Raw genomic sequence first — 18,644 nt, 5'->3', positions numbered from 1 at the left:
GAGATTTCTTAAGCCGGGTAAATAACACCCTTGCGCAGGATGATATTGCCGTAGAGCCGAGGTTCGCTTGTCTGGATAAGGGCGTGGGCGCCTTTGACGCGAGCGTAGAAATCGGCGGGCAGCAATGGCACGACCTTGATGTCCGGCACGTGCCGGGCGCAGCATTCGACCATCTCCCGGTGGACTGGATCGAGGGTGTCGCGGTCCTGCTTGACGGTGGCGCGGAAGATGGCTTCGTCGACGAATTCGTCTATCGGCAGGACGCTCAGAACAGCATTCAGCACGGCAATCACGCCATGACCATCGAGGCGGATGAGGCGGCGCGCGTCGGTCAGGCCGGGATAATTCCCGTCCACCAGCGCGATTTCGTCGCCATGTCCCATGGCCCTGAGGGCGAAGAGAAGTTCCGGGCTCAGCAGCGGGTCAATGTGCTTCAGCATTGTCAATTTCCTTGAAGAGAATGTTCTGGTCTATGAGATAGCGGGCAAAGATCGGCAGACTGGCGCCACCGATGGCGCGTGCCTGGGTGCCGACCGACCCCTCGACGATTTCGGGCATCACGACGCCCTGCAAGTCGAGTTCGGCAGCAGCCTTGATGGTGGCCTGGACAACGCGCTGGCGGACCCAATCGGGGAACCCGCCGTCGATCACCGCAGCACTGAAATCGATGATCGATGCCGCGGCGACGATGGCCTGCGCCAGGGCTGCGGCCGTATCCTGGATCCAGATCTCGAGCGGCGGCCCGAAATCGATCCAGTCGTTGGCGGAATACCACAGCGGCTGCGGATCGATGCCATGCTCGCGCAGGAGATTTTCGAGCACGAAGATCGAAGCAATCTTCAGCAGCTGGCGCGTCTCACCGTGGCGATCGCGCACGGGCAGCGGTCCGATGGCGCCGGCTGTGCCGGTACGACCGACGAAGATCGACGAATTGAGGACGATGCCGCCGCCGATGAACGAGCCGATGAACATGTAGACGAAATCCGGATAGCGGGCGCCGGCGCCGAAAACCAGTTCCGCTCCACAGGCACTGGTGGCATCGTTCTGCAGATAGACCGGATGCGATACGCGCGCGCCGACCTCGATCTGCAGGTCGAAGCCGCGCCAGACCTCCATCGCACCATCGGGAGCCCCGACTTCTTCGGCCCAGCTCCAGAGTTCAAAGGGTGCGGCTATGCCGATCCCGGCAATATTGCCGCGTTCTTTGGCACTCATCTCGCCTTCGATCTGGCGAATACCGCGCGTGACGAACTCGATTATCTCGTGCGGCAACGGATAGGCGTAGGTCTGGTGGAGTTGCTTGCGGATGTTTCCGACGAAATCCATCAACACGAGATCGGCACTGCGCCGGCCGATCTTGACGCCGAAGGAGAGGACGGCATCGGCGTTGAGACGCATCGGCGTCGAGGGCTGGCCGACACGGCCGCGTACCGGCTCGTCACGCAAGAGCAAGCCTTCCTTTTCCAGCACCCGCATGATCACCGATACGGTCTGGGCCGACAAACCTGTCCGCCGGGCGATGTCGGCCTTCGAAAGTGCTCCGTGGCGGCGCACAAGCGACAGCACCAGCCGCTCATTGTAGGCGCGGACGCGAACCTGATTGGCTCCGCCGCTGGCTTCCAGATTGTATGACGACGGCAATGTGCTTGCCGGATCTTCCACGGATGACATCGGCCGACTCCTCCCGTAATGGCCATGCCTCATTTTTCAGCATCATGCCACAGTCGATTAATAATTCAATTGGATTTATTTATTGACAGGGCGCGACCTTTCCGCTTTAAATCGCCGATATGGAGGCGCGGCACGGCTTTGGAGGAAGCGTGCAGATCAAATTTAAAGCATTTGCCGCAACTGCATCCCGGACCCTGTTTGGGCCGGCCTGTTCACATCCTGGGAGGATCGCATGAAGAAATCCGTTATCACTGCAGCGCTCGCCGGACTTGCTCTTGGCGTCGTCTTCGCCATGCCGGCAAATGCCGCCGACACGACTGTCTGCCTCATCACCAAGACCGACACCAATCCGTTCTTCGTCAAGATGAAGGAAGGCGCCACGGCCAAGGCCAAGGAACTCGGCGTTACCCTGAAGGCTTATGCCGGCAAGATCGACGGCGACAGCGAAAGCCAGGTTGCGGCCATCGAGAGCTGCATTGCCAGCGGCGCAAAGGGCATCCTGATCACTGCATCGGACACCAAGGGCATCGTTTCCTCGGTCAAGAAGGCTCGCGACGCCGGGCTCGTTGTCATCGCGCTCGACACTCCGCTTGAGCCAGCCGATGCTGCCGACGCAACCTTTGCCACCGACAACCTGCTTGCCGGCAAGCTCGTCGGCGAATGGGCCAAGGGCACCATGGGCGACAAGGCCAAGACCGCAAAGGTCGGCTTCCTCGACCTGACGCCATCGCAGCCTTCCGTCGACGTCCTGCGCGACCAGGGCTTCATGATTGGCTTCGGCATCGATCCCAAGGACCCGAACAAGATCGGCGACGAAACCGATCCGCGCATCGTCGGTCACGACGTGACCAACGGCAATGAAGAAGGCGGCCGCAAAGCCATGGAAAACCTTCTCCAGAAGGATCCAGGGATCAACGTCATCCACACGATCAACGAGCCTGCTGCAGTCGGCGCCTACCAGGCACTGAAGGCTGTCGGCATGGAAAAAGACGTGCTGATCGTCTCCGTCGACGGCGGTTGCCCGGGCGTCAAGTCCGTCAAGGAAGGCGTCATCGGAGCGACATCGCAGCAGTACCCGCTGATGATGGCAGCCATGGGCGTCGAAGCCATCAAGAAGTTCGCCGACACGGGCGAAAAGCCGAAGCCGACACCTGGCAAGGCATTCTTCGACACTGGCGTCTCGCTCGTCACGGACAAGCCGGTTAACGGCGTACCGTCGATCGACGTCAAGGAAGGCACTGCGAAGTGCTGGGGCTGATATTCGTCTGACATCTTCATCCGGCCGGGGTCAGCCCCGGCCGGAATTTCGTAACTAGCCAACGAACGTTCGCCGCCTGCCGGCATCACGCCCGGAGACATTGGTGAGGCTTTCTGCGCCGTTTGGCGCGCAGAGGAGGAAATATGACCGGAGCACAGGAATTCGAACGTGTTCTCGACGACAGCGACAAGAATGTCGTCTCCTTCGAGAATGAAAAACTTTCCCTTTTGAAGCGCGCCCAGCACTTTTTGCATTCGACGCCTGCGGCCGTGCCGCTGATCGTTCTCGTGCTTGCCATCGTGGTTTTCGGACTGGCGATCGGCGGACGGTTCTTTTCGTCCTACACTCTGACGCTCATCCTGCAGCAGATTGCCATCGTCGGCATTCTCGGTGCCGCCCAGACGCTGGTGATCCTGACGGCGGGTATCGACCTGTCGATCGGCGTCATCATGGTCATCTCTTCAGTCATCATGGGTAATTTTGCCATTACCTATGGCTTGCCAACACCGATTGCGGTTGTGGCAGGCATGTTTGCCGGCGGCGTCTGCGGACTGCTCAACGGCCTCCTCGTCGCCTACATGAAGCTTCCGCCGTTTATCGTGACGCTCGGCACATGGAACATCGTGATGGCGACGAATTTCATCTATTCGGCCAACGAGACCATTCGCGACACGGATGTCCAGGACAAGGCGCCCCTGCTGCATCTCTTTGCCGTCAGCTTCAAGCTCGGCAGCGCGGTCCTGACGCTCGGCGTTGTTGCCATGGTGCTGCTGGTTATCCTGCTCTGGTATGTGCTGAACCACACGGCCTGGGGCCGCCATGTCTATGCGGTCGGCGATGATCCCGAGGCTGCGAAGCTTGCCGGCATCCAGACCAAGAAAGTTCTCCTCACAGTCTACGCAATCTCCGGCGTCATCGCAGGGCTTGCAGCATGGGTGTCGATCGGCCGCAATGGTTCGGTTTCCCCGTCTTCGGCCGTCACCGACTTCAACCTACAGGCCATCACGGCAACCGTTATCGGCGGTATCTCGCTGTTCGGCGGCCGTGGTTCCATCCTCGGAACGCTGTTTGGCGCAATGATCGTCGGCGTCGTATCGATGGGCCTCAACATGCTCGGCGCCGATCCGCAATGGAAAGTTCTGCTCACCGGCGTTCTCATCATCGCCGCTGTCGCCATCGATCAGTGGATCAGAAAGGTTTCGGTGTAACATGGCCGCTCAACCCATTCTCACCGCCCGTGGCCTCGTCAAGCGCTACGGCCGCGTAACCGCCCTCGACCATGCCGACTTCGACCTTTATCCGGGCGAGATCCTGGCGGTCATCGGCGATAACGGCGCCGGCAAGTCGTCGCTCATCAAGGCCATTTCCGGAGCTACTATCGTCGACGAAGGCGAGATCAAGCTGGAAGGCCGTGTGGTTCAGTTCAAGTCGCCGCTCGAGGCCCGCGAAGCCGGCATCGAGACGGTCTACCAGAACCTGGCTCTTTCGCCGGCGCTTTCGATCGCAGACAACATGTTCCTCGGTCGCGAGATCCGCAAGCCTGGCATTCTCGGCAGCGTGTTTCGCATGCTTGACCGGCCGGCCATGGAGACCAAGGCCCGCGACAAGCTTTCGGAACTCGGGCTCATGACGATCCAGAATATCAACCAGACCGTCGAAACCCTCTCCGGCGGCCAGCGCCAGGGCGTGGCCGTGGCGCGCGCTGCAGCTTTTGGATCAAAGGTCATCATCCTCGATGAACCGACGGCAGCGCTCGGCGTCAAGGAAAGTCGTCGCGTTCTCGAACTGATCCTCGACGTGCGGTCACGCGGCATTCCGATCGTTCTGATCTCCCACAACATGCCGCATGTCTTCGAAGTGGCCGATCGCATCCACATCCATAGGCTTGGCAAGCGCCTGACGGTCATCAACCCGAAGGACTACTCGATGTCCGACGCCGTTGCCTTCATGACAGGCGCCAAGGGCGTGCCCGCCGAGACCGTCGCTGCATGAGCCCGACTGTCGAGGACATGGCCGGCCAGATCATCGACAGGGCTGGATCGGTCAAGCGGTTCATGGTGGCGATTGCCGGTCCTCCCGGGGCCGGCAAATCGACGCTGGCCGATAACCTGGCCGATGCACTCAAAGCACGCGGCGAAAGCGCCGAAGTGCTGCCGATGGACGGTTTCCACATGGACAACGCCATCCTGATCGCCCGGGGCCAGCTTGCCCGCAAAGGCACGCCGGAAACTTTCGACGTGCGCGCCTTCCTCGACATCGTCAAGGCCGTACGGCCTGGCGACCAGGAAGTTCTCGTGCCGGTCTTCGACCGGTCGCGCGAACTGGCGATCGCCTCCGCCCGCGTTGTCTCGCCCGATCATCGCTTCATCATCGTCGAGGGCAACTATCTCCTGTTCAGCCAGGGAAAATGGGCTGAACTGGAGGGCATGTTCGATTTTTCGATCCTGATGGCGCCGCCGATGGAAGTGCTGGAGGAGCGCCTCTGGGCGCGCTGGCGCGGCTATAAGCTGAGCGAAGAGGAAGCCCACGCGAAGGTCTACGACAACGACCTGCCGAACGGCCGGCTGATCCTCGGCAACAGGCGCCCGGCAGACGTGACGCTGGAAATCGCCTGATACCTACTTGGCAGCACCTTGACGAAGACAGTTGTCATCGGCGGTGCATGAATGTTATCCCGGCGCGACGCCATAAGCCCGCCTCCGGGAGACATCGATGCAAAAGCTTACCATCCGCCGCCCCGACGACTGGCATCTGCACCTTCGCGACGGTGCAATGATGGAGGGCGTGATCGGAGACAGCAGCCGCCACTTCGCCCGCGCCATCATCATGCCCAATCTCGTACCGCCAGTGGTGACCACTGCCGATGCAATAGCCTACCGGGAACGGATCATGGCGGCGTTGCCGGAGGGCGACAGCTTCCAGCCACTGATGACGCTTTATCTCACCGAACACACCAGCCCCGACGATGTCGAGGAGGGCAAGAACAGCGGCCTGATCACTGCCGTAAAACTTTACCCGGCGGGCGCCACGACAAACTCGCATGGTGGAGTGCGCGATTTCAACAAGGCGATGCCGGTGCTGGAGCGTATGGCGAAGATTGGCCTGCCACTCTGCGTCCACGGTGAGGTAACGGCTGCCGACGTCGATATATTCGATCGTGAGGCGGTGTTCATCGAGACAGTTCTCGATCCGCTGCGCCAGCGCCTGCCCGAACTGAAGGTGACGATGGAGCATGTCACCACCTCCGACGGGATCGACTATATCAAGTCGGCAACCGCCAACCTGGCCGGGACGATCACCACCCACCACCTGATCATCAACCGCAACGCCATCCTCGTCGGCGGTATCCGGCCGCACTATTATTGTCTGCCGGTCGCCAAGCGCGAGAGCCATCGGCTGGCTTTGCGGGCGGCAGCGACAAGCGGCGACCATCGGTTTTTCCTTGGTACCGACTCCGCGCCCCATGTCGACCCGCTCAAGGAATGTGCCTGCGGCTGCGCCGGCATCTACACCTCGATCAACACGATGAGCTGCCTTGCGCATGTCTTCGAACAGGAAGGCGCACTCGACAAGCTGGAGGCCTTCGTGTCGCTGAACGGACCGGCATGGTATGGACTGCAGCCGAATACGGAGACGATGACGCTGGTCCGCCGGGTCGAATCGATTGCGTTTCCGGAGAAAATAGAGACGGGAGCGGGTCCAGTGACAGTTTTCGACCCGATGTTCCCGCTGCATTGGGCCGTCGAACCTTAGGCAGCTATAATGTCCGTCATTGGACATGCCTTCATGCGACAAAACCAGGCTTTTTGCGCATGATGGTAACCGATTGGATACCTATGTCAGAATAGTCTCGCGCTGATACCATGCATCGCGGAATGAACCCGTAGAGAGACGGCATGATGCTCGACTATAATTCTCTTCTGATCGCGCTGGGTGCATCGACGTTTTGCCTTGCGGTGACGTTGCTGGGTAGCTGGCTCAACCGCCGACCTGAAACATTCCTCCTAACCTGCGCCATTGGGTTGCTGTTGGTCGTCGCAGCGATCTGCTGTTACAGCTTCTATGTAGCTCATCCGACGATGAGCCTCGCGATCGTCTCCTTCACCATCGCTCTCTCCGGTTTCTCCGTCATCTGGGCGGCAGGCTACCAGTTCAGGAAGGATCGCCTGTCTCCCGTCAGGATCGTCGCCGGTACTGTCCTGGGGCTGGCCATAAGCGTGCCGCCGATGTTGCTCGGTTATGACGGGCTGGCCTTCATCGTCTACAATCTCGTCATCGCTGCGATGCTGTCAGCCACAGCTTATGAATATTGGCTCGGCCGCGCCGAGGCGCCCGCTCCGATCTACGGTATCACGACTCTCTACCTCCTGACCGCGTTCACCTTCGTGCTCTGCTCCGCCGTCCTCATCTCCGACGGCAAGATGGTGATTGGCAAGGCGCCTCAAAACTGGGCGGAAAACCTCAGCATCGCGGTTGCCATCGCTGCCATGACGGGAATCGGCGCCCTGTCGCTGGCCCTCCATCAGTGGCGCCAGGCGACCCGTCACCGGTCGGATGCCATGACGGACCAGCTGACGGGTCTGATGAACCGCAGGGCGCTGTTCGATCGTTGCGGAAACAGGAGCTTTTCGACTGTGATGGCCGCTGTTATCTTCGACATCGATCGGTTCAAGGCGGTCAATGACGAATTTGGCCATGCGGCAGGAGATGCCGTTCTCAAATTGTTCGCCGAAGAACTCGTCACCAATCTCAGGGCCTACGACGTCGTGGCCCGTCTCGGCGGCGAGGAATTCACGCTGGTGCTCGACAATGTCATGCCCGGCCGGGCCGAACAGATCGCCGACCGCATACGCGAGTGTTTTGCGGCACGCTCCTTTTCCTTCGAAGGCAAGACCGTCAAATGTACCGTCAGTGCCGGCATCGCCTTCGGCTCAAACGAGGGAGCCGATTTCGAAGGCGTCCTCCAGGCTGCCGACCGGGCGCTTTATGCCGCGAAACGTAACGGCCGAAACCGCGTGGAGACCGCTGAGTATCTTCATGTCGTCACGAGCGAGACGGAAAATCCACCGGAAACTGAATCCGCTACTGCCTGACTGCGACTTCCGCGACAGGCCTGGCGGTATCCCAGTGAACGGCATTACGTCCGCCGTTCTTAGCCGCATACAATTTGCGGTCGGCTGCCATCATCATCGTTTTCAGTGTCTCGGTGGTCGGATCGCCGCAGTAGACGCCGAAGCTAGCGGTAATCCGCCCGGCGGGCACGGGGCCGACCGCCCGGGTTGCCAGCTCCCTTCGCAAACGTTCGGCAATGGCAATCGCCTGCGCGGTGTCGGTGCGCGGCAAAAGGATGCAGAACTCTTCGCCGCCGATACGCGCTGCGATATCGTAAGGCCGCATGTTGTGCTGGATGATCGCGCCGGTCACGGTCAGCACCTGGTCGCCCACCTCGTGCCCATGCTCGTCGTTGATGGTCTTGAAGTGATCGAGATCGAAGACAATGACGCAAACCGGCTCATTTTCGCGTTCTGCGCGCTGGAGTTCCGAAGTGCCGATATCGCGCAGCCAGCGGCGGTTGCCGAGGCCGGTCAGCACATCGGTCGTCGCCTGGCGGCGTAGTTGGGATAGAGTCGCATGCAGTTCTGCAATCAGCGTCGACACCGCGTTGACGACGACGCCGATTTCATCGCGGCGCTGGCTGCGGATCGTCGATACCGCACCGGTTTCCCGGTAGGCCTGCACGGTTTTGGTCACAGCCTCCAGCGGCCGCAGCAACAGCCACACCGAGAGAAAACAGAGCCCCGTGCCCAGTAACGTCGCCAGCAGTGCAGTGGCGAGGATCGGCATCGCTGCCGCTTCATAGCCCGTCAGCAGATAGGCGATCAGCGCCAGCAGCGGCAGATGCGTCGCCAGGAAGCAGATCGAGAAGATCTTCAGCGTAAGCGACGAACCAAATTTCTTCAGTGCCGCAGATCGTGGCAGGCGCATTCCGGTCTCCTTGCATGCCCCATTTGGCGGGTGGAAACTAAGGGTAATTTAGAAACCTCAATCCTAAGCAAATACCAACCATTTTAATGAATTTTTCAACCGCAACCCACAATGGCAAGGAAACGACCAGGATATATATCTTATTAGTTATTACTTAATAACAAACTTCGCTGTGGATGAGGCGAAGCTGTCCATATGGCGCCGCATCACGGCTTGAACAGGTCTGAGCCTCCCCTGGTGGCCTCATTTTTAACAGGCGCTCCGCGTAATTTAAGCCCGTAAACGTGGTCGCCTTCTGGAAACCGCCGCGCCTTGCTGCTATGCCGCAGGCAACGTTCAAAGCCTGAGGAGAGCCGCATCATGCAGACGACATTTCCCGACCGCGCCGTGATGGCTGAACTTCTGGCAAAGATGCTCTGGGAAATCAAGGCTGTGCATTTCAACGCCGAGACGCCCTACAAATTTGCCTCGGGCATGGCCAGCCCCGTCTATATCGATTGCCGCAAACTGCTTTCCTATCCACGCGTCCGCTCGACGGTCATGGACTTTGCTGCCAGCGTGCTGTTGCGCGATGCCGGGTTCGAGCAGTTCGACTGCATCGCCGGCGGCGAGACGGCCGGGATCCCCTTTGCAGCGCTGCTCGCCGACCGCCTCGGCCTGCCGATGATCTATGTCCGCAAGAAGCCCAAGGGCCATGGCCGCAACGCCCAGATAGAGGGCGACATGCCGGCCGGCGCGCGCGTGCTGGTTATCGAGGACCTGACAACGGCCGGCGGCAGCATGTTCACGTTCATCGACGCGATCCGCGCTGCCGGCGGCATCGTCGACCACGCGATTGCTCTTTTTTACTACGGCATTTTTGACGAAGGGGCGTTGCGGTTTGCCGACGGCAAGGTGCACTTCCATCATATCGCCACGTGGCGCAACGTGCTTGCCGTCGCCAAGGCGCAGAAGCTTTTCGACGAGAAGACGCTGTCCGCCGTCGAGGCGTTTCTCGATGCACCGCTCGCCTGGTCGGGCGCGCACGGCGGCATCACCCAGCTTTCGGCGACGTGACGCTTTGCATTTCTTCGAAATCGCTCTAACCGTTTTTGACAGTGTACAAGATAGAGACACGCTCTCTGGGAGGCCGGAATGATATTGTGCTGCGGCGAAGCTTTGATCGACATGCTGCCCCGGGAAACGACGCTGGGTGAAAAGGCCTTTGCGCCCTATGCCGGCGGTGCGATCTTCAACACCGCTATCGCGCTCGGTCGCCTCGGCGTCGAGACTGCCTTCTTCACCGGCCTTGCCGACGATATGCTGGGCGAAATCCTGATCGAGACGCTGAAGGCGAGCAACGTCGATTCCAGCCCCTGCGCCATCGTTTCGCGGCCCAGCACCATCGCCTTCGTGAAGCTGGTCAACGGCCAGGCGACCTATGCCTTCTACGACGAAGGCACCGCCGGCCGGATGATCACCGAAGCCGATCTGCCGGACCTCGGCGACAGCTGCGAGGCGCTGCATTTCGGCGCCATCAGCCTCATCCCCAGCCCCTGCGGCGAGACCTACGAGGCATTGATGGCGCGCGAGCAGGCCCGCCGCGTCATCTCGCTCGATCCGAACATCCGGCCGGGCTTCATCAAGGACAAGCCGGCCCATATGGCGCGCATCAAGCGCATGGCGGCGATGTCGGACATCCTGAAATTCTCGGACGAGGATCTGGAATGGTTCGGCATGTCCGGCGACCATGACCAACTGGCCTCCCATTGGCTCGACCACGGCGCCAGGCTGGTTGTCATCACCAAGGGGGCGGAGGGCGCGACGGGATACACCAAGTCGCAGAAGGTCTCTGTGCCGAGCGAACGCGTCACTGTGGTCGATACAGTCGGCGCCGGCGACACATTCGACGCCGGCATCCTCGCATCGCTGAAGATGAACAATCTGCTGACGAAGGCGCAGGTCGCCTCGCTCGACGAGAAGGCGTTGCGCGATGCCCTCGGGCTCGGTGCCAAGGCTGCGGCCGTCACGGTGTCGCGCGCCGGCGCCAATCCGCCATGGGCCCGGGAAATCGGGCTTTAGAAGGCTAGATACCTTCATCGGCCCTTGGGGCACCTCCTCCCCGAGGGGAGAAGGGGAAGGTTATTTACCTGCGCCGATCTCGCCGGCGGAGGGGCCCCAGACGTCCGTCAGCGCGAAACCGGCTGCGAGAGGATCGAAGGGGTCCAGCGACACCTGCGACAGGCCGAAGGTGAAGCCTCGGCCGGTGATTGTCGGAATGATGGCGGGCTTGCCGGCTACCTCCGTGACGGCGGAGAGGCCTACTTCGAATTCCGACCCGATGATCGAGCGCGACTTGAAGACGTCGCCGACCTTCGCCTTGCCGCGCGCGTACAGCGTCGCGAGATTGGCGGAGTTGCCGGTACCGCAGGGCGAGCGGTCGACCCGGCCGGGCCACATCGTGGTGCAAGTGCGGATGGCACCGTCGGCATCGATATCGCGGAACATCACGTAGGCAACGCCCGAGATCGCCGGGATTTCCGGATGGACGATGGCCATCGTACGGTTGATACGATCGCGCAGGACCATGCCAGCTTTCACCAGCTCGGCCGCCTTCGACGTCTCGATGGTGAGGCCTACCTGTCCGACATCGACCAGGGCGTAGAAAATGCCGCCATAGCAGATGTCGACGCTGATCGCGCCCCATTCCGGCGTGTCGAGCAGCACGTCGAGTTCGTGGACGAAAGATGGCACCATGGTCAGCCGCACTTTCTCGCAGCGGCCATCGCGGCAGGTGGCAACCGCCCGAACGAGGCCTGCGGCGGTGTCGAGCGTGACTGTGGTTTCCGGCTCATGCATCTCGACGATACCGGATTCCAGCAGCGCCGTGGTGACGCAGATCGAGTTCGAGCCGGAGCTCGCATGGGCCTGGTCGGGCTGCAGGATGATGAAGCCGGCATCTGCATCCGGGTGCTTTGCCGGCAGCAGCAGGTTGACGGAGCCGATCGGCGCGCCGCGCGGTTCGAGCACCAGGAAGCGCCGGAGCTCTTCGCCTTTCGGATCGGTGTTCATCCAGTGCAATTGCTCGGCTATCGTATTGCCGGGGATCTTCGGCACGCCGCCGATCGCGACCCGGCCGATCTCACCCTCGCAATGAACATCCAGCAGCTGGATCGTCCGCTTCCATCTCATATCATCTTCTCCAATCAGACGTGCCGGGTGACGCCGCCGTCGACGCGGATATTCTGGCCGGTGATGTAGCCGGCACCGTCGGACAGCAGGAAGGCTGCGGTCTTGGCAACCTCCTGCATCTGGCCAATGCGCTTCATCGGGATCTTCTCGGCCGTCTCAGGCTTGTGGGCGAGGCTATCGATGTAGCCCGGCAACAGGCAATTCATGCGGATATTGTCCGCGGCGTAGCGATCGGCATAGAGCTTCGTGAAGGCACCGGCGGCTGCACGGTACGCGCAGGAGACCGGGAATACCAGCGAGGGCTCGTATGCGGCGAAGGTGGTGATGTTGACGAAGGCACCCTTGCCCTGGCGCAGCATCACCGGGGTGACCAACCGCGCCATGCGCACGACGCTGAGCACCATCATGTCGGAGCCGAGCGTCCAGTTTTCGTCGGAAATGTCGAGCAGATCGCCCTTCGGCGGATGGCCGGTATGGTTGACCACCGCATCGATGCGACCATAGGTCTTCATGGTCAGGTCGAAGATTGCCTGGATGTCTTCCGCCTTTTCCGCCACGCCGCGCGAGGCGACTCCGCCGAGTTCGGCAGCCAGCTTCTCGCAGCTTTCGGAGGGCGACATCAGCGCGACACGATAGCCGGTGGCCACCAGTTCGCGGGCGATCGCCTCGCCCATGCCCCGGCCGCCGCCGGTAATGAGAGCGACTGGCTTTTGGGTATCGGACATCGGCTTTCTCCTAATAACGGTTGATGCGGAACGGCGTCATATCGATCGACGGTTTCATGCCACCGATCATATCCGCCATCAGGCGGGCTGTCGTGGCGGAATAGGTGAGACCGAGATGACCGTGACCGGTTGCATACCAGACGCCCGGTAGTCGGGAGGACGCGGAAATGATGGGGATGGTATCCGGCAACGAGGGGCGATGGCCCATCCAGTCGGTGGCCTCCTCTACCTTGAGGCCGGGCAGCGCCCTCTGGGCATGGCGGACGAGGACGCGGGGACGGCGATAATCCGGCGGCGCATCGAGGCCTGCAAGCTCGACGTTGCCGCCGACGCGGATGCCGCCGGCGGTCGGCGTCACCATGAAGGCGCGGGCCGGCCAGATGATCGAGTGGCGCATGGAAATGCCGGGGGCCATGATCTGCGTGTGATAACCCCGTTCGGTCTCGAGCGGGATAGGCTCGCCCAAAGCCTTGGCGATCACCCGCGTCGGCACGCCGGCAGCAACCACCGCATCGTCGGCATCGAGCCTGCGGCCATCGGCGAGCATGACTGTGACACCGCCGCCCGCCCGGCGCTCCATCATGGTGGCTTCGCCAGAGACGAAGCCTGTACCGGCCGCTTTCGCAGCATCGACCAGCTTCAGAACCAGATGATAGGGATTGCGGATGGACTTGTTGTTCGGCAGCAGCACCGCCTTGGCAATGTGGGTAGAGAGGGCCGGTTCGAGAGCGCGGAGGTCGGCACCGCTGACGACCGAATGCTCGAAACCATTGCGTTGCATCATCTCCAGATGGCCGCGATCGCCCGCAAATTCAGCCTCGGTTTCGTAGATGGCAAGGCATCCGTCCTCGGTCATCAATTCGGGTGCGCCTATTGCATCCAGCATGGCGCGAAAATCGGCAAGTGCAGGAGCCGACAGGGCCATCCCGGCATCCTCGATCTGACGCAGACGCGATGGACGGCCGGCGGCGAGGAAACGCAGGAACCACGGCAATATCTTTGGCGCATAGGAAGGCCGTAGCCAGACGGGCCCTTCCGGATCGAGCAACCACCCCGGCATCTTGCGCCATGTCGAGGGGCCGGAGCCGGCGGCAAAATCGAGCGCGATGCTGGCCATGTTGCCAAACGACGTGCCCCTGCCAGGCTCGCCCTTGTCGACAAGCGTCACCCGGTGGCCACGTCGTTGCAGTTCGAAAGAGATGGCAGCGCCGACAATGCCGGCGCCGATGACGATGGTGGTTTTCCGGGTGTCTTCCGTCATGGGCCTGCATATCCGAACACGGCTGCGCTGCGCAGCAAATCAATCGCAGAGATATATCAGGCGCTGCCCTGGTGCCTATAGATTTTTGAAAGACTGGACCTCTCCATCACAGACGTCCGATGGAGCGAATGGCCGGTAGAAACGATGGCTTTGTCGGGAGATGGTGAAACCAAATTGGCGGCTGCGACGTAGATGGCTTTGTATCAACCGACCAGAGGTCAAAGATGAAGCCGTTGCTCCCTGCACTCCTTGCGCTCGCAGCGCTCCTTCCAGTCTCCGCCCGGGCCGAAGCTATGACGGACAACGATATCCGCAGCGATATCATTGGCCGCACGATCTATCTCGCAGCCCCGCTCGGTGGCGAAATGCCCCTTACCTACCACAAGTCCGGAACCGTCGACGGCAATGGCGAGGCGGTCGGCCTTGGCAAGTTCATCAAGCCGAACGACGTCGGGAAATGGTGGATCAAATCCGACCGGCTCTGCCAGCAATTCAAGACCTGGTACGACGGCGCGCCGATGTGCTTCGTGCTCGAACGGGACGGCGCCGGCAAGGTCAAATGGACGCGCGACAACGGCCAGACAGGCGTGGCGCGTATTGGAGACTGATATTGGCTGAGCTGGAAACTTAAAGAGCCCGACGCGGGAGGAGGATGCGTCGGGCTCTTAATAGAGATCGGCAACTGGGAGGAGGAGTGCTGCCGATCGAAGAAGGAAGCGCCGGGAGGAGGAGTGCGCTGCCTTCGAAACAATAGATACAGTCACTGCCCGCTTTTTAAAATGACTGACATTGCATTGCAGCAATGCGTTTGATGCATGAGTAAGTCAGGCTTATTGAGCCAGCGCCTGCATTAGAGCATGCCTCTGCGACAATTCGCCTAATTAGCAGCCGAGAAAGTGAGCGTTTGGGATATTGACAGAGCGACGGGCAAATGCTCGCGCGACCGTAAGTCCATGGGTTTCGTGAGATAATGCCGAAAGTGACGGCGTTGCTTTTGTCACTTTCGGCTGTTGTCACTTTCGGCTGCCGCTCTGGCTCAGGCGGCCTTGAAGACCTTCCTGCCTTCCGCGTCGAGGGCCTTGAACTCATCCTCGGACAGGGTGAAGTTGACCGCCGCCACGTTCTCTTCCAGATGCTTGACCTTTGACGTCCCGGGGATCGGCAGCATCACGGGACTGCGCTTCAACACCCAGTCAAGCGCGATCTGGCTCGGGGCTGCGTTGTGGCGCTTGGCGATGGTATCCAGCAGCGAACCGGGCTTGGCGAGATCGCCGGCGGCGAGCGGGTACCAGGGAATGAAGCCGATTCCGTGCTTCTCGCAGTAATCGAGCACGTCTTCGCTGGTGCGGTCGACGAGGTTATAGCGGTTCTGCACCGTCGATACCTTGAAGACCTTCGAGGCGGCTTCGATCTCGGCCACGGACACCTCGCTCAGGCCGGCGTGGCGGATGATCTTGTCGTCCAGCAACGACTTGATGGCATCGAACTGTTCCTTCGCCGGAACCTTTGGATCGATGCGGTGCAATTGCCAGAGGTCGATCTGTTCGACGCCGAGATTACGCAGGCTCTTGTGGGCTTGCTGGATGAGATATTCGGGGCGACCGACGGGTATCCAGACCTCAGGACCGGTGCGCGTCAGACCGCCCTTGGTGGCGATCACCATATTTCCGTAGGGGTGCAATGCCTCCTTGATCAGCTGCTCCGAGACATCAGGGCCGTAGGAATCGGCGGTATCGATGAAGTTGACGCCAAGCTCGGGCAGTCGCTTGAGGGTGCGGATGCTCTCCTCGCGATCGGCGGGGTCGCCCCAGATTCCCTTGCCTGTGATGCGCATGGCGCCGAAACCAAGACGGTTGACGGTGAGATCGCCGCCAATCTTGAAGGTCCCGGACTTGGATGCATTCAAAATTCGGTCATGATCGTCTCTTTCTCAATCTATCTTTCGGAAATTCTTCGAGGCCGGAGGCATTTTCTGCGCAAGGCCATTCGCTGCCCGGCGTAGAGGGAGATGGGTAGGCGGGACGAAGATACAACAAGCGACGCCGAAACGGCTGGTTCTGGCCCTCCGCGATCGTCGTCACTGACCGCTCCCCGGATGCAGTACCGTCGTCCCCTGCCGGACCGGCAGCGATGGTGTGAATTGGCCGGGGGCTTCTATGCCAAGCCGCTGGTCTTCTGCGGAAAAAAGGCTTCCAATGGTGTGAACGGCGGCATCAATGCCTATCTGTGATTCGATAGACCCGGGAAGCGCGCCGACGAGGTAGTTTCTGCCGGGCTAAATTCTTTACGAGACGGAGAAATCCATGAGTGGTGATCCCTACCAGCTTCTCGGCGTCAAGCGGGACGCGGCGCAGAAGGACATCCAGAGCGCCTACCGCAAGCTCGCCAAGAAGCTTCATCCGGACCTCAATCCGGGAAACAAGCAGGCAGAAGAAAAATTCAAGGAGGTTTCGGCCGCCTATGCGATCCTCGGCGACGAGGAACAGCGGGCGCGCTTCGATCGCGGAGAAATCGATGCCGGCGGCAGCGAAAAAGCTCAGCAGCGCCAGTATTACCGCGACTATGCCTCGAACGAAGGACGCGGCGGGCCTTACCAGAACAGCGGCGGTTTTGCCGACTTTGGCGGTGCTGACGATATATTCTCCAGTTTCTTTTCGCGCCGTGGGCAGGGAGCCCAGCAAATGAAGGGCCAGGATAGACGCTTTTCGATGGAGGTCGACTTTCTCGACGCCGTCAACGGCACCAAGACGCAAGTCAAATTGCCGAACGGCCCGTCGCTCGACGTGCAGATCCCGCCGGGCACTGCCGATGGCCAGACACTGCGACTGCGCGGCAAGGGCGATCCGGGCTTGAACGGCGCTCCGGCCGGCGACGCGATGATCGACATCAAGGTCCGGCCGCATAAATTTTATGTGCGGGACGGAGATGACATCCGCTTCGACATGCCGATCAGCCTGCGTGAGGCGGTGCTGGGCGGCAAGGTGCGAGTACCCACGCCATCGGGCGCGGTCGCCATCACGCTCGCCCCGAACTCGAACACGGGCAAAGTGATGCGCCTGAAAGGAAAAGGCGTTCCCAAGCGTGGCGGCGAACATGGCGACGCCTATGTCACATTAAAGATCGTGCTGCCCGAGACACCGGATGCCGAACTGACGGCCTTCGTGAAAGACTGGGCAGCCGGGGAGAAACACGAACCCAGAGCCAGCATGGGAGGCTGAACCATGGACGATCGTGAATTCCGCCAGTCGCTGCATATCGAAGTCTCGGTTCTTGACGTCTGGATCGAGCAGGGATGGCTTGTGCCCGATGCCACCGAAGGGGGAAGAGCGTTCCGCGAAGCCGATGTCGCGCGCGGCAGGCTGATACTCGACCTAATCGAGACGATGGGGCTCAACGAGGCCGGTGTCGATGTGGTGATGGAACTCGTCGATCAGGTGCACGGCCTGCGCGGCACGCTTCGCGATCTGGTCGATGGCATCAAGGCCCAAGGCGACGAGGTGCAACAGCGCCTCATCGCCGAGATCGAGCAGCGGAGAGATTTTCACAACAGCTGAGCTGAGGCTCGTCAACCTGCGCCGATTGACGGGCAAGCTCCGGGCAAGCCCTTTCGCCTAGCCTTGGGACAGTCGCGCTGCCGGCGCTGCGAGGGTTGTCCGGGGGTGCCACGCAGTGGCCCTTTCACAACGACCTCCTCGCAAGCGGCAGCGTTCACACGCCAGGCCGAGCACGCAAACGGGCGGGTTGGCATCGCCCAGGAAGGCCCCAGATGGTTACCGCCCTCTCCTCCACGCGACTGATCGCCGCCCAACTGGCCCTCAAGGTTTTGACCTCCGGAGATACCAGCAGCGACAGCAGCGGCAGCGGCACGTCCGACAGTTCGCTGCTCGACGGATCGAGCGTCGGAAAAAATGTCTCGAGCCTGCCGTCATCGGCTCAGGCATCGCTTGCCAGCATGCTCAACAGCCTCTCGAACAGCCAGTCCGACGAAACTGCGACGACATCCTCGACAGATAACTCGGACACGGCGAGCACCGACATCACCACGACCTCGTTCATGGCGCTGCTGAAGCAGAACCTTACCGCGACCGCAGCCGGCACCAGCGACGGCGCGAAACAGGCGAAAGCGATGCTCGACGCGCTCAGCGGCGGCACCCTCACCGTTTCCGATCCGACGCAGGGAGTATCAATCGCTGCCTGGGATCCGACATCGAAAACCAACAGCAGCGCTGACACGACCGCGACAGCTGACACCGCCAAAACCATCCCGACCAGCGACTGGAACGACTATCTGAAGGCGCATCTGCAGCGCAACGGCGACGGCACACTCAGTCGCGCCGCCGACAACAGCTTCATCGACAAAACCACCGGCAACGCCGCCTATTTCGGCCAGGTCGGCACGCAGTTCTACTATCTGAGCTGGACAGGCGCCAACATCACTTCCAGCACAGGTACTCCCGCGACAGACGCTGCTACCGCCTGACGGCCGCTCTTTCCACACGCATGCCAGATGCAAACCCGGCGGCACATCAAATTCCAGGGCGTCGCTTGCTTGGCACAATTGCTGGCGGCAATA

At 61.0% G+C, this 18,644-nt stretch carries 18 protein-coding genes and 1 tRNA gene; 12 read left to right on the top strand and 7 right to left on the bottom strand.

Annotated elements, in window-relative coordinates:
- Positions 1-8: 8 nt before the first annotated feature.
- Positions 9-440 (bottom strand): RbsD/FucU family protein, encoded by a 432-nt coding sequence (locus PR018_RS00520; RefSeq protein WP_111216568.1) that lies wholly within the window; start codon positions 438-440, stop codon positions 9-11.
- A complete protein-coding gene (locus PR018_RS00515) occupies positions 424-1,671 on the bottom strand; it encodes an ROK family transcriptional regulator (protein WP_142823920.1) in 1,248 nt (415 codons plus the stop codon). The genes PR018_RS00520 and PR018_RS00515 overlap by 17 nt, the downstream gene beginning before the upstream one ends.
- A 232-nt stretch (positions 1,672-1,903) precedes the next feature.
- On the opposite strand from PR018_RS00515, the gene PR018_RS00510 reads away from it, so the two are divergent.
- The 6 genes from PR018_RS00510 (at position 1,904) to PR018_RS00485 (ending at position 8,022) form a co-directional block, all read left to right on the top strand.
- Complete coding sequence (locus tag PR018_RS00510; RefSeq protein WP_142823919.1) at positions 1,904-2,929, top strand: sugar ABC transporter substrate-binding protein; 1,026 nt, start codon at positions 1,904-1,906, stop codon at positions 2,927-2,929.
- A 143-nt stretch (positions 2,930-3,072) separates the two neighbouring features.
- Positions 3,073-4,137 carry an ABC transporter permease gene (locus tag PR018_RS00505; RefSeq protein WP_142823918.1) on the top strand — a complete coding sequence of 355 codons (1,065 nt, stop codon included), beginning with the start codon at positions 3,073-3,075 and terminating at the stop codon, positions 4,135-4,137.
- Between the two features lies 1 nt (position 4,138).
- Complete coding sequence (locus PR018_RS00500; RefSeq protein WP_142823917.1) at positions 4,139-4,921, top strand: ATP-binding cassette domain-containing protein; 783 nt, start codon at positions 4,139-4,141, stop codon at positions 4,919-4,921.
- Complete coding sequence (locus tag PR018_RS00495; RefSeq protein WP_142823916.1) at positions 4,918-5,544, top strand: nucleoside triphosphate hydrolase; 627 nt, start codon at positions 4,918-4,920, stop codon at positions 5,542-5,544. Before PR018_RS00500 ends, PR018_RS00495 begins: the two co-directional genes overlap by 4 nt.
- Positions 5,545-5,641: 97 nt before the next feature.
- Positions 5,642-6,682, top strand: coding sequence for a dihydroorotase (pyrC, locus tag PR018_RS00490; RefSeq protein ID WP_142823915.1), 1,041 nt, complete (start codon positions 5,642-5,644; stop codon positions 6,680-6,682).
- 143 nt (positions 6,683-6,825) lie between these two features.
- A complete protein-coding gene (locus PR018_RS00485; protein ID WP_142823914.1) occupies positions 6,826-8,022 on the top strand; it encodes a GGDEF domain-containing protein in 1,197 nt (398 codons plus the stop codon).
- Here PR018_RS00485 and PR018_RS00480 read toward each other — a convergent pair.
- The gene (locus tag PR018_RS00480; RefSeq protein ID WP_142823913.1) at positions 8,012-8,914 is read right to left on the bottom strand and encodes a GGDEF domain-containing protein; all 903 of its coding nucleotides are present in this window, start codon (positions 8,912-8,914) and stop codon (positions 8,012-8,014) included. The genes PR018_RS00485 and PR018_RS00480 overlap by 11 nt on opposite strands.
- 357 nt (positions 8,915-9,271) lie before the next feature.
- On the opposite strand from PR018_RS00480, the gene PR018_RS00475 reads away from it, so the two are divergent.
- A complete protein-coding gene (locus PR018_RS00475; protein WP_142824442.1) occupies positions 9,272-9,970 on the top strand; it encodes an orotate phosphoribosyltransferase in 699 nt (232 codons plus the stop codon).
- A 78-nt stretch (positions 9,971-10,048) separates the two neighbouring features.
- Positions 10,049-10,975, top strand: coding sequence for a carbohydrate kinase family protein (locus PR018_RS00470; RefSeq protein ID WP_142823912.1), 927 nt, complete (start codon positions 10,049-10,051; stop codon positions 10,973-10,975).
- Between the two features lie 60 nt (positions 10,976-11,035).
- On the opposite strand, the gene PR018_RS00465 is transcribed toward PR018_RS00470, so the two are convergent.
- From PR018_RS00465 to PR018_RS00455, 3 genes are read right to left on the bottom strand one after another with little or no spacing between them, the layout of a single operon-like run.
- A complete protein-coding gene (locus PR018_RS00465; RefSeq protein WP_142823911.1) occupies positions 11,036-12,085 on the bottom strand; it encodes a 4-hydroxyproline epimerase in 1,050 nt (349 codons plus the stop codon).
- Between the two features lie 14 nt (positions 12,086-12,099).
- Positions 12,100-12,810: an SDR family oxidoreductase gene (locus PR018_RS00460; RefSeq protein ID WP_142823910.1), complete on the bottom strand. Its 711-nt coding sequence runs from the start codon at positions 12,808-12,810 to the stop codon at positions 12,100-12,102.
- 10 nt (positions 12,811-12,820) lie between these two features.
- On the bottom strand, positions 12,821-14,071 hold the full coding sequence (locus PR018_RS00455) for an NAD(P)/FAD-dependent oxidoreductase (protein WP_142823909.1): 1,251 nt from the start codon (positions 14,069-14,071) through the stop codon (positions 12,821-12,823).
- Positions 14,072-14,460: 389 nt separating this feature from the next.
- Between PR018_RS00455 and PR018_RS00450 the strand changes: the two genes are divergently transcribed.
- Positions 14,461-14,558: transfer RNA gene (locus PR018_RS00450), tRNA-OTHER, on the top strand.
- Positions 14,559-15,107: 549 nt separating this feature from the next.
- Here the strand turns inward: PR018_RS00450 and PR018_RS00445 are convergent.
- The gene (locus tag PR018_RS00445; protein ID WP_142829117.1) at positions 15,108-15,980 is read right to left on the bottom strand and encodes an aldo/keto reductase; all 873 of its coding nucleotides are present in this window, start codon (positions 15,978-15,980) and stop codon (positions 15,108-15,110) included.
- Between the two features lie 394 nt (positions 15,981-16,374).
- On the opposite strand from PR018_RS00445, the gene PR018_RS00440 reads away from it, so the two are divergent.
- From PR018_RS00440 to PR018_RS00430, 3 genes are all read left to right on the top strand, one after another.
- Positions 16,375-17,289 (top strand): DnaJ C-terminal domain-containing protein, encoded by a 915-nt coding sequence (locus PR018_RS00440; RefSeq protein WP_142823906.1) that lies wholly within the window; start codon positions 16,375-16,377, stop codon positions 17,287-17,289.
- Positions 17,290-17,292: 3 nt separating this feature from the next.
- A complete protein-coding gene (locus PR018_RS00435; RefSeq protein ID WP_142823905.1) occupies positions 17,293-17,625 on the top strand; it encodes a chaperone modulator CbpM in 333 nt (110 codons plus the stop codon).
- 212 nt (positions 17,626-17,837) lie between these two features.
- Positions 17,838-18,551: a hypothetical protein gene (locus PR018_RS00430; RefSeq protein ID WP_142823904.1), complete on the top strand. Its 714-nt coding sequence runs from the start codon at positions 17,838-17,840 to the stop codon at positions 18,549-18,551.
- Positions 18,552-18,644: the final 93 nt, after the last annotated feature.

This window comes from Rhizobium rhododendri (assembly GCF_007000325.2).
GTDB classification, from domain to species: Bacteria; Pseudomonadota; Alphaproteobacteria; order Rhizobiales; family Rhizobiaceae; genus Rhizobium; species Rhizobium rhododendri.
The sequence above is the reverse complement of the archived record's forward strand: the minus strand, read 5'-3'. Positions and strand labels throughout refer to the sequence as shown.